This window comes from Psychrobacter sp. I-STPA10, from assembly GCF_021012795.1.
Lineage (GTDB): Bacteria > Pseudomonadota > Gammaproteobacteria > Pseudomonadales > Moraxellaceae > Psychrobacter.
The window spans coordinates 41,813-53,478 of record NZ_VFYU01000033.1 but is presented as its reverse complement, the minus strand read 5'-3'; the positions used below and the strand labels follow the sequence as shown (position 1 = coordinate 53,478).

At 40.7% G+C, this 11,666-nt stretch carries 8 protein-coding genes; 2 read left to right on the top strand and 6 right to left on the bottom strand.

Annotation, left to right across the window (positions count from 1 at the left end):
• Positions 1-185 precede the first annotated feature (185 nt).
• The 4 genes from FHK89_RS14855 to FHK89_RS14840 all read right to left on the bottom strand — a co-directional run bounded on the left by FHK89_RS14855 (position 186) and on the right by FHK89_RS14840 (position 5,781).
• A complete protein-coding gene (locus tag FHK89_RS14855) occupies positions 186-1,292 on the bottom strand; it encodes a helix-turn-helix transcriptional regulator (protein WP_230656588.1) in 1,107 nt (368 codons plus the stop codon).
• Between the two features lie 47 nt (positions 1,293-1,339).
• Entirely contained in the window at positions 1,340-2,281 is a 942-nt protein-coding gene (locus FHK89_RS14850) for a PP2C family protein-serine/threonine phosphatase (protein WP_230656590.1), read from the bottom strand.
• Between the two features lie 174 nt (positions 2,282-2,455).
• Positions 2,456-5,386 (bottom strand): DUF3427 domain-containing protein, encoded by a 2,931-nt coding sequence (locus FHK89_RS14845; protein ID WP_230656592.1) that lies wholly within the window; start codon positions 5,384-5,386, stop codon positions 2,456-2,458.
• Positions 5,383-5,781, bottom strand: a complete 399-nt coding sequence (locus FHK89_RS14840) for a (deoxy)nucleoside triphosphate pyrophosphohydrolase (RefSeq protein ID WP_230656594.1) — start codon at positions 5,779-5,781, stop codon at positions 5,383-5,385. Before FHK89_RS14840 ends, FHK89_RS14845 begins: the two co-directional genes overlap by 4 nt.
• A 349-nt stretch (positions 5,782-6,130) precedes the next feature.
• On the opposite strand from FHK89_RS14840, the gene FHK89_RS14835 reads away from it, so the two are divergent.
• Complete coding sequence (locus FHK89_RS14835; protein ID WP_230656596.1) at positions 6,131-6,706, top strand: hypothetical protein; 576 nt, start codon at positions 6,131-6,133, stop codon at positions 6,704-6,706.
• Between the two features lie 112 nt (positions 6,707-6,818).
• On the opposite strand, the gene FHK89_RS14830 is transcribed toward FHK89_RS14835, so the two are convergent.
• Positions 6,819-8,498 carry an aminotransferase class I/II-fold pyridoxal phosphate-dependent enzyme gene (locus tag FHK89_RS14830; protein WP_329958678.1) on the bottom strand — a complete coding sequence of 560 codons (1,680 nt, stop codon included), beginning with the start codon at positions 8,496-8,498 and terminating at the stop codon, positions 6,819-6,821.
• A 269-nt stretch (positions 8,499-8,767) separates the two neighbouring features.
• Positions 8,768-10,210: an aminotransferase-like domain-containing protein gene (locus FHK89_RS14820; protein WP_230656598.1), complete on the bottom strand. Its 1,443-nt coding sequence runs from the start codon at positions 10,208-10,210 to the stop codon at positions 8,768-8,770.
• Positions 10,211-10,615: 405 nt separating this feature from the next.
• Between FHK89_RS14820 and FHK89_RS14815 the strand changes: the two genes are divergently transcribed.
• Positions 10,616-11,536: a DMT family transporter gene (locus FHK89_RS14815; RefSeq protein ID WP_230656671.1), complete on the top strand. Its 921-nt coding sequence runs from the start codon at positions 10,616-10,618 to the stop codon at positions 11,534-11,536.
• Positions 11,537-11,666: the final 130 nt, after the last annotated feature.

Sequence of the window (11,666 nt, the reverse complement as noted above, 5' to 3'; positions counted from 1 at the left end):
ATATGACCCCTCCCAAACCCTCCCCTTGAAGTAAGGGGAGGACTTAAAAACCAGTTCCTCTCCCTGAGGAGGAATATAGCGAAACACTGTTTCGCCCCGACGCAAGACAAGAGCTATACTCGCGTAGTAAGGGGGAGGTTAGGAGGGGGTCTTATAAGTTGAGAGTGGCGTACTTTTTTATTTTGCTATTTTTTATCGTCCGTTTGTTGATACAACTCCATTGCCTCTTGTAGTCTTGCATAAACCGTATCGCGTACATGCGTTGGCTCTAACACTACTGCCAGTTGTGACATTCCCACTAGCCAATCTTGCAGGCGAGTGGTATTGGCAACGGTGGCAGTGACTTTTTTGTAGGTATCGTCGATATCGGTGATGGTTTGGTCAGTGGATAAAGGGCGTTCATAGAGGTGCTGGCAAGCATAATGCTGTACCTTTAATACCAATTTTATTTGAATGTCTTCAGTGGGCTCTAATTTGCCCAGTTGTTTAAGATTTTTTAATGATAGCCCATCACGAGTGACCCAGTTTGGAATAGGTGTGTCAATAAGGCGGGCAGATTGAATGCGACAGACAGCAAAGTTTCGGTGTTGTTTTAATAAAACATCATCATCAATATGGTCATCAGCAGGGTTAAAGGCAGATAGGTACATCATGTTGTCAATAAACACTAGACCATGCGGATAAACAGTGCGGGTTTTGCCTTGTTGTTGCCATTTGTTGCAATAGCAGATTTCAAGGATTTGTTGATTGAGTAGTGCTTGATGTATGGTAGCAACAACATCATTATCAAGTGTAGGAGCATGAATCACACTGGGTAGGGTGATGAGGTGTTGTTGCCATTGTCCAAGAGTACTGATATTAAATTGCTGTTTTTGTTTTTTTTCAATTTGAGCAAGTTTTTTTTCAATGGTTTGCTGTAATGAGTTGGGTAAATAATGGGTGGTATAGTTGGCTAACATTTGCCAAAAAAACAGAGTTTCATTATTGATAATATCTAGGCTAAAGTTAGGGTTCATATAAAAGCGAGGTGTTTGCCCTTTAATTTTTGTTCCCCAAGCAGGAATACGTAATAGGGCATTATTTCTACCCATTAACTCGCTAAAGATAGTGTGCAGACTTACTAGGTCATTTTCTAAGGTTTTGCGTTCGGAGTCATATTTTTCATGATTGTTACCATAAGATTGCATTAATTCTGTGAGAGTTTTGGCTTTTTCTGGTTGACGCGGTAGTTGTTGATATAACAAAAATAAGCGTTCAGATTTTTTGTAATGAGCCAGTGGATAGGCGGACATATGAGTTTCCTTTTATTGATAAAATAATAACAGTTAATAGTTAACAGCTAATCAAATCGCACCACAATCGCAGTACCATTGTCATAGGCTCTGCCTTTGGAATGATAGACTTGATTTTTCAGGTCTTTAAGCCATGTATCAAGCTTGGTATCTGCATCAATGCTTTGCCAGTCTTGGCAGGGTACAAGGTCATGAATACCATCACTACAAATTAGCAAACAGTCGCCTGCTTGTACAGTTAGCGTTTGCTGTGTACCTTCGTTGCCAATATCTTCTAGATCATTGTCATTACCAAGCATAAAGCATTCAGTTAAGCCATACAAACTGCCTGCCATACCATCTTTGTTGTAGTCATCAGGGTTAACGGCTATGCCTTGCTCGTCAGCCTTTTGCTTGACCAGTTCATTGAGTAAGTTATGGTCACGAGTTAGCCACCGCCAGCCATTTGTGTTTTGGGTGTCTGTTAGCCGTTGCAAATACACCCGACTGTCACCCATATGCGTAATGGTGATGTTATAACTTTTATTGTTGTCATTATCGTTATTGTTATTATTGTTATGAAAGCTATTAGGGCAAGCTTGTACCATAGCTAAAGTAGCACAAGCACCCAACCATTTTGGGTTAAGTTTTTTGCCATTTTTGCAGATATTTTTGGGGTTATTTATCCATTGATAAATATCATCAATGCTGACGCTGTGCTTTTGTTGCCAAAGAGTGGCAATGGCTTTTACTACCGCTTTGGCACAGTGCTGTGAATAGTTAGAGCTGGCAACGCCATCGGATACCGCAAGGCAAAATTGCCCGTCAATGTCTTGTATTGGCATGATGCCTAGCGTTTCTTGATACCAATCATCTAAAAAGAAAAAGGCATCTTGTTGTAGTCCATTGCTGGCATTACCTTGAAAGGTGATAGCACAGGCTTGTACTGTTTTGATGCAGTCATGGTGATTGATGGGGGATAGGGAAGAGACTATAGGTGAGGTATTCATGAGTATTGCCTTATGGTGAGAGAACAAAGGGCGCATGGAGTAAAAATAGTATGTATTTAGATATTATATAGCACAACCTAGAAAAAAAACATCTAGGTTATGATTTGTTATATGTTATTTGTAAAATAAAGACAGATGAGGTGTAGAAAAATGGGGGAACGTATTTTTAAGAAGCTAATTATCAAGTAGGTAATGATAAATATCACTTCGAACCTCTGTGTGCATATCAAATTCGACTTTTACGACAGATTTACCAGAAATGGTGGTTTGCTCAAAGCTGTCTGGTCGTGGCGACATATCGCCCATATAGTAAAAATCACCGCCTTCACCATTGTGTTTTTTTATAAATAAAAGAATACGGCAATGCTGATTATTGTCTTGAAATAACTTGATTTCTGGGCTGTTTAGGGTGCGATTCGATTTGGACATCCAGCTTAATCTAGAGCTGCTGATAAATCTGTCTTCATATTTTATGCTATCTGCAATGTCATCAGCTTTATGATAGTTGATAAAAATGGGGCAGTTGCTTTTATCTGTGCTAACCATATAGCCACCAACATTTTGTGCCACTGGATTGGTGGCTGCGTTTAAAATTCTAAACACATCTTTACGTGAATATTTTTGATATAGCTGAAAACCATCAATAAAATCAGATCGTTTAAACTGCTCAGTGTATTGATAAATAGCGTAATCCGTGCTATCTGTTAAAAATTTTACCAATGTCTGATTGGCCAAGTAGGGAAGAAAATCTGGGTGCCAGATAAATTCATCACCATCAAGTTGCACAATATTAAAGCCATAGATTTCTTGTATGCTCTTTAATTGTTTGTTATGTTGTTCGGTGACAAATCCTAAGTTAAGATTATTAAGCACTGATGGTATGACGTTGGGATTCATCTGATAACCATATTGCTCTTTGATATTTTGCGCTAATGTATCCACTGTGATAGGTCGGTGTGCAAGTAGTTCACGCAATACCAAGCTTTCTTCAATACGCTTACTGTTATTAATTTCTTTGGCAAATGTCGTCAGTAGTTTGCTTTCATTGTTATTTAAAGTTGGTAGCGTCTCTGGCTCTTGTTGTTTTGCAAAATGGTAAAGAGAACCTGAATAGTCAACATAAGAGAAGGGATCACGCGAGCCATGTTTGACAAAATCCATCATCATCGGACTATGACCTAACTTAAGTTTGAGTAGGTCATAGTCTTTTGAAAGCTCTCTTTTTGTTTGTAAGTTGGTTGTATCAATGGCTTGATAGATACGCTCTTTTGCAATTTTATCAAAGCTGACGGTTGATGTACCGGGAAGATAAGCGCTTTCGGTTGATAATAAGCGACGCAGGGTATCTTTGTTATATGATTTATCACCATATAAAGCAATGGGTACCATAAAGTTATTTTTGTAGTTTCCAATAAAGTCGATGACAGTGAGATATTCTTTATTCGCTGCTTTTCTTAAACCACGGCCTAGTTGTTGAACAAAAATGATGGCCGATTGGGTGGGTCGTAACATCACAATTTGATTCACACAAGGAATATCAATGCCTTCATTAAAGATGCCAACAGAAAAAATATAATGCAGCCGCGTTTTGGGGTCATTAGATTCTAAACGCTCTATGGCGTGTTCGCGCTGGGCCTCTGAATGCTCTCCAGTAAGTGCCATCGATGGCAGGTTATGAGTACTAAAAATATCTGCCAGCGCCTTACATTCTTCAATGCTAGAGCAAAATACCAGCCCGCGTATTTCACCATTATCACAGCCATAACGCTGAATATAGTTTAAGATATGCTGAACACGCTCTTTGCTGACCAGCATATTGAGCTTAGAGGTATCATCTATCGTCTCTCCATTAACCGTCAGGTCGGTAACGCCGTAATAGTGGAAGGGTGCCAAAATACCCATCTCTAGCGCGGTGTGTAGGCGAATTTCATAAGCAATATTATGATCAAAAATTTCAAAAACATCATTATTATCAGTTCGCTCTGGCGTTGCCGTCATGCCCAAAAGAAATTGAGGCTTAAAATAATCCAATATTTTTTTATAAGTGGCTGCGCTGGCGCGATGGGTCTCATCAATGACGATATAATCAAAGGTGTCAGGTTGAAAGCGGGTTAAATGCGCCTCTCTAGAGAGGGTTTGTACGGTTGAGAATATATAATCACTGTCAATATCAGTATCTTGGCCACTATATAAACCAAAGGTTTTGTTATTTTTAAAAATGGTTTGATAGGTTTGTAATGCTTTTTTGGCAATATTGGCGCGGTGGACAATAAACAGTAAGCGGTTGGGGTTCATACTCAAGGCGTCAAACACTGACAGATACGTTTTTCCAGTGCCTGTCGCAGAAATCAATAATGCTTTGTTTTTATCTTGCCTACGTAGCGTTGCTAAGTTGCTTAAAGCTTCCTGCTGCATGATATTGGGTTCGATGGCATTATCTTGCTCTTGCCGCAATTCTTTTTTTATTTGTTGTGCAATCAATTGTGCTTTTTGATATTGCAACTCATAGTGTTCGATAAAATCAGGGGTAACCAGTTGTGCCGATTGAAATTCATGGGTAAATTCATCGATGGCTTGCTGAATAATAGCACCCGATTGGGTAGAGCTCACCTTTAAATTCCACTCTTTATTAGATGTTAAGGCATTAGCAGTTAGATTGCTGCTGCCAATGATTAAATGGTGAATATTAGCGGTACGAAATAAATAGCCTTTTGCATGAAAATTTGATGCTGTGGCAATACGAACGGTTAGATTTTTAAATGCTAATAATTCACGCAATGCTTCTGGTTGGGTGAAGTTAAGGTATTGTGAAACAAGTATGTGACCTGAAACTTTTTTTGTTTCAAGCTCTAGTAATTGCTGTTTAAGGCACGCAATACCACTGGTTGTGACAAATGCCACAGAAAACCAGAATTCATCACAAGTTTGTAAATGTGTACTGATTGAATTTAATACCTTTTTGCCTTGACCATCATTGGTAAGTAGCTCTGGCTTGAGGGTTTGTTTTGAAGCTTGTGTATGGTCTATAAAGCCAGAAATTAAAGCGTTTTGTAGTTCTTGAATGTGGCTGTTTGTGACATCATTATTCATAATATTAGTGCTCATGACATTATTGTTTTAAGCTGTTGCACAATTGGCAAGTCAGCGGCTGCCCAGTCAAGGGTATCAAGCTGTGTTATATCCAGCCAAAGTGCTTGTAGATGCTCATTTAATGTGAGAGTTTGGCTTTGGGTATGGCATATAAAAGCATGCATAATAATCTTAAAATCTGGATACTGATGCTTAACTGTTTGCAAAAAATCTGCGACAGTGATTGATATGTTTAGCTCTTCTTGGATTTCGCGAATTAAGGCTTGTTCAAGCGTTTCATCTTTTTCTAGTTTGCCACCAGGAAACTCAAATTTCCCTGAAAGATAGGCTAATTGATTGTTACCACGTTGCGCACATAAAATTTTCCCATCATGGATGATGATGGCAGCAACAACTTCGACGGTTTTCATTTATTTTCCTAATTAAAGATGAATGGTTTGTGTTTTGTTGTCTTTAGAACTTATAGGTAAAAAGTTATTATTGTGGGTTTTGAATACAGGTTCTAAGCATATATTAATAACAAAGATAAGTTAACAGAAAATATATAAAATTGGGTAGTTTGCGTGGAGAGTTTACGACAATAATTGTCGTTTATTTTAGGTGCTTGCATTAAGGCATTTGGGTTGATTAAGGTAGGTATGTTGGTTTTTAAGGTATTATTTAAAATATAACCTAACAAAATTTTATTGTTATAATAGCAATCATCATATTTCACTAAATTCATAATGTTTTATGGATAAAAAGTTCTAAGGATAAAAAATGCACCTAGATTGTTATTGTTGTAAAACGCACCCTTTAAAACCCACCAAGTTAGACTATGCCTTACCTGCACTGCGTTGTGAGGCGTGTCAAGGTACATATCTGGACTTGCTGACTTATCGTACATGGCTTGAAAATAACCTTGCTAATATTGAACAAGAAAAGATGGCACAAGAAAATACTGGCGATAAGACAGTCGCCATTGATGCGTTAACCAATAGTGAGGGGGCATTAATATGTCAGCGTTGTAGTAAATTTATGTTGAAATACCGCATTAATAATGAGCAGGATAATACCATCAATGTGTGTCATACCTGTGATGATGTGTGGCTTGATCAAGGCGAGTGGGAGCTATTAAAGCTGCTAAAAATTCAAGATAAATTGACCCAAGTGATGGGTGAGCCTTGGCAACAAGAGCTGCGTAATCAAGAGCGTGAGCAAGCATTTAAAAAACGCTATCAACAGCTTTTGGGCGAGGACTTTGAGCAAGTTGAGGCGTTTGCTACATGGTTACATAATCATCCTAAAAAAAGTGAAATTCAACATTATTTATCAGCGTTTAAACCTATAGCGTGATGAATGATTGATGAATAAATTACGTGGGTTAATTTATTAAATTGCTATATGACCCCTCCTAAACCCTCCTCTTGAAGATAAGGGGAGGGCTTAAAAGCAAGTTATTTATATTTTATTCCGTCCCAAATTCTCTGCGTTTTTTGGCAAAGAAGCGATCCAATCTGTCCATCGCATCTTCTAAATCAAGCAAATTGGGCAAAAATACCACTCTAAAATGGTCAGGTGCGTCCCAGTTAAAGCCTGTGCCTTGTACCATCAACACTTTTTCTTCTCGCAATAAATCCATCATAAACTGCATGTCATTTTCAATAGGATATACCTCAAGGTCTATCTTAGGGAAGCAGTAAAATGCGCCTTGTGGCATGGTACAAGAGATGCCTTTGATGGCATTAAGACGCTCAATTGCCATGGCGCGTTGTTTATATAGTCGTCCTGTCTCATTAGTGAGATCTTGCATACTTTGATAGCCACCCATTGCGGTTTGAATGGCATATTGTGCAGGCACGTTGGCACATAGACGCATCGAGGCAAGCATATCTAGCCCTTCAATAAAGTCGCTGGCATGGTCTTTTTTGCCCGATAGCATCATCCAACCTGCGCGAAAGCCTGCAATACGATGTGATTTTGACAGCCCATTATAAGATAAGATAAGCACATCATCACTTAGGGTACACATCGGTGTGTGGGTGACATTGTCATATAACACACGGTCATAGATTTCATCAGCCATGATAACCAGATTGTGCGCTTTTGCGATGGCAATGATTTCACGTAATTTATCATCGGAATACAATGCCCCTGTGGGGTTATTGGGATTAATCACCACGATACCTTTGGTTTTATTGGTGATTTTGGCTTTGATATCAGCAATATCAGGTTGCCAGTTATCTGCCTCATTACAACGATAATGCACTGCCGTACCCCCTGCTAAGTTTGCGGCGGCTGTCCATAGTGGGTAGTCAGGCATAGGAATTAATACCTCATCACCATCATCCATTAAGGCTTGCATGGTCATTACAATCAGCTCAGATACCCCATTACCCAGATAAACATCACGTACATCGACGGCGGATAATAATCCTTTGGCTTGATAATATTGCAAGATGGCTTTGCGGGCTGAGAAGATGCCTTGTGAGTCTGAATAGCCTTCGGCTTTGGTAAGATTCATTGCCACATCATGAATAATCTCTTGTGGGGCTTGTAGTTTAAAAGGTGCAGGATTACCAACGTTAAGCTTGATAATACGATGTCCTGCTGCTTCCATCTCCATGGCAGTTTTGAGCAAAGGACCACGAATGTCGTAGCAGACGTTTTGTAATTTGGTGGATTTTTTCAGTAAATGAGTAGATGAACTGGGTTGCATAGCAGTACCATAATGTTGTGATGTTGGTGAATTTGTGTTTGATGAATGTGGTTGTGCTTGGGTTTTTTTACCATTTTTAAGCTGAGTCGTATCTGAGGTATTAGGAGCGTCACCACGTAATAGATAGCCTTCGCTACAGTGTAAAATCTTGGCGAGTGTGGGCAGTTTTGAGGAGACAATACCATTAATGCCACGCTCCCAGTTAGAGATAGCACCCCGACTCACTTTTGCACCCGCTTTGGTCATTTGTTCGGCTAATTGCTCAGCGGTCAAACCTTGAGCGTGTCTGAGTGCCGCTAGGCGTTTGCCTTGCTCAATATATTCATGGCATTCAAGATTGCTACTTTCTGTTGTGGGTTCTGTTGTCGTTTCACCTTGCTTATCCTCAGTAGGGTTTGGCAGGGTGTCTGTATTTATGGGTGATTTCATAGTAAATCAATCAGTTAGTGGAGAAAATATAGACACAGTTATACAATTATCTAAATTTTTATGCAAGTATTTATTGCGCTATTTTGTAAAATTTCTAGCTTTCAATTTACTTTTAAATATAAATGCAAGAAAAACTTGCAAAGTCATTACCTTTTACTTGCTTTATTGCAATTTTTTGATAATAGAATAGAGTTGCGCCACACGGAACTTTATTTTTTTAAAGTTATATAGAGCCCTCCCAAACCCTCTCCTTGAAGTAAGGGGAGGGATTAAAAGCCAGTTTTCCCCATAACCTCAGCCAATACCTCAAATATACGTCCATCATTGCTCTGTGCCACATTAAAACGCATAAAATCCTCTGCATTTTGTGCTTGGCTAAAGGTATTGCCAGGGGCTAAGACGATACCGTGTGCCAGACATTGCCTTGCCAGCTCTGAAGCTCGGTTATGCTTGGGTAGCTTGCTGTCTGTAGGCAGTTGACACCACAAAAACATGCCTGCTTGTGGCAGTATCCAAGGGGTGATGCCAAGTTTTGCCAGTCGCGGCAATACATGGGTACGTGCTTGTGCTAAGCGGCTGTGCAAATGGCTTAAATGTTTGCGATAGCCACTGTCACTAAGTGCCGATAACACCACACTGGCAGCCAGTTGTCCACCACCAAAACCTGTGGCAATTTTTAAGTCCAGTAAGCCTTCTAAAAAACGGGGATTGGTGGTAATAAAGCCACAGCGCAGTGAGGCAGATAAGGTTTTAGAAAAGCTGCCAATATAAAATACCTGTGATGCGCCTTGTAATCCAGCTAAAGCGGCAAGTCGAGGCGCAGGGGTTATTTCAAAATCAGCAAAAATATCATCTTCAATAATATAAGTCCCTGCCGCTGATGCCAGTTGCAAGATATGATGCGCCGTTGTTGCGGATAAAGTTGCCCCTGTGGGATTGTGAATGGCAGCATTGGTGATATATAGGCGCGGTTTGTGTTCATTTAATATGTTGGCATAGGCGGTGACATCTGCACCATGAGCGGTATACGGCACACCAACTACTTTGACCCGATGCGCCCGTAGCAGGGCATGAAAATTAAAATAACACGGGTCATCTACCACAACAGTATCATTTGGGCGCAATAAATATCGGCAAATAAGGTCGATGGCATGAGTACCCGAATCGGTGAGCATGATTTGGGTAGGCTCAGCAGTGATGCCCACATTCGCCATACGTCGAGCGAGAAACTGGCGTAATTCAGGCTGACCCATTGGGGTGGCATAGTTGCTCATCACGCTGGCATCTGCTTTGGCAGCCCGCCTCAGTCCTCGGCGCATACCCTCTTCATAAAGCCAATCAGCAGGTAGCCAACCACAGCCGGGTTTGAGTGCTTCATCAGATGATTCCAGTGCTTGCCGTGATACCCAAAGTGGGTCAACCACACGGTCAAGTTTTGGTCCAATCTCTGCCAGTGAGAGAGGGGTAGTAGGCTCAGCCACATAAAACCCTGCCCCTGCTTTTGCATAGATGATGCCTTTAGTGACCAAGCGTTCATAAGCTTCTACCACGGTAGAAGGGGAGACTTGGTGTGTGTTGGCAGCGGCACGTACAGAAGGCAGGCGTGTACCGGGTAAATAGGACATGGTGGCAATTTTGGTTTTGACATCTGCCATTAGGGTTTCAATTTTGGTGAATCCAGAGTGCATACCGATTCCATCTTTAATTATCATTGATTGGTTCATTATCTTTTAGTTACCACTGTTTTTAATCACGCTTGTAAACTTGGGTTTGACCACATTAGGCTTTAACTGGGCTTGTGTTGTGCCTACCGAGTGTCTAGTGTGGCTGTATGGGTAGATGATACCAAACAGTTTGGCTAAATTGTATTGGATTGTACATGGTTGTGATAGCACACTTTTGTTTTAATCATCGAGGTTTTGTTGGTAATTGAGGTTTTGTTGATATTAGAAGCTTAGTAATACCAAGCCTAGTCAATACAAAATTTAAACATAAGCTAAAAATCTAAGGCAGCGATAATGAAACACCCAGTTAACAATCCAGTTCCAGTTCAGAAAAAATCAGAAATAACAGATACAACTATCAGCCAACCAGCCAGTGAGCCAAACACCAATGAGATGGCAAACACCAGTACACAAGACTGGAGAGGTTGGATAAGTGGCTTTATTGGGGTAGTTATTTTTGCAGGCTCATTACCTGCGACTCGCTTGGCAGTGATGGAAATTGACCCTATCTTTCTGAGTGCAGCCAGAGCCAGCATTGCTGCGTTGGTCAGTGGGGTGGTGTTACTGTGTATAAAGCAGCCATTACCAACAAAATCAGATTTGCCTGCATTAATGATGGTTGCATTTGGGGTGGTGATTGGATTTCCATTGTTTAGTGCCTTGGCATTGCAGTATGTGACGTCGGCTCATGCCATCGTATTTTTGGGTATTTTGCCTTTATGTACTGCCATATTTGCTGTGTGGCGTGGTGGTGAGCGACCCTCAAAGCAGTTTTGGTTATTTTCGGTGTTGGGCAGTGTTTGCGTGATGGGTTATGCACTATTTAGCAATAGCTCAGTTATCCTGACCTCAGTAAATGGCACACATAAGGCATTACTTGGGAGTTTATTAATGCTTGTAGCGGTGCTGACATGTGGTTTGGGTTATGCCGAAGGTGGACGTTTATCCCGTACATTGGGTGGCTGGCAGGTAATCAGTTGGGCGTTATTACTGTCTGCACCTATGATGCTGTTACTGGCATGGTGGACACTACCAAATAATTTGCAACAAATCAGCATGTCAGCGTGGGCAGGACTGCTATATGTGTCCTTATTTAGTATGTTTATTGGCTTTGTATTTTGGTATCGTGGGCTTGCATTGGGTGGTATCGCGGCGGTGGGGCAACTACAATTGCTACAACCATTTATGGGGCTTGCCCTTGCTGCCCTATTGTTGCATGAGACGGTGAGCTTTGCGATGCTGATAAGCACCCTCGGTGCGGTGTTGTGCGTGATGGGCGCAAAAAAAGAAGCAAAAAGAGGGGCAAAAAAATAGCAAAAGAAGGGGCAAAAACAAGTACAAAGAAATTTGCCAAATCTTAATTGCTTGTTTTTATTAGAAGTTGTTAGGATTTTGTGATTCTAAGTGTGGTTTTATGATGAGTTGATAATGGTTGGCGTACGCT

Coding starts and splice junctions, on each gene's coding strand:
- FHK89_RS14835 (WP_230656596.1), top strand. CDS start 6,131: ATGCACCTAGATTGTTATTGTTGTAAAACGCACCCTTTAAAACCCACC.
- FHK89_RS14840 (WP_230656594.1), bottom strand. CDS start 5,781: ATGAAAACCGTCGAAGTTGTTGCTGCCATCATCATCCATGATGGGAAA.
- FHK89_RS14850 (WP_230656590.1), bottom strand. CDS start 2,281: ATGAATACCTCACCTATAGTCTCTTCCCTATCCCCCATCAATCACCAT.
- FHK89_RS14815 (WP_230656671.1), top strand. CDS start 10,616: ATGGCAAACACCAGTACACAAGACTGGAGAGGTTGGATAAGTGGCTTT.
- FHK89_RS14830 (WP_329958678.1), bottom strand. CDS start 8,498: ATGAAATCACCCATAAATACAGACACCCTGCCAAACCCTACTGAGGAT.
- FHK89_RS14820 (WP_230656598.1), bottom strand. CDS start 10,210: ATGATAATTAAAGATGGAATCGGTATGCACTCTGGATTCACCAAAATT.
- FHK89_RS14855 (WP_230656588.1), bottom strand. CDS start 1,292: ATGTCCGCCTATCCACTGGCTCATTACAAAAAATCTGAACGCTTATTT.
- FHK89_RS14845 (WP_230656592.1), bottom strand. CDS start 5,386: ATGAGCACTAATATTATGAATAATGATGTCACAAACAGCCACATTCAA.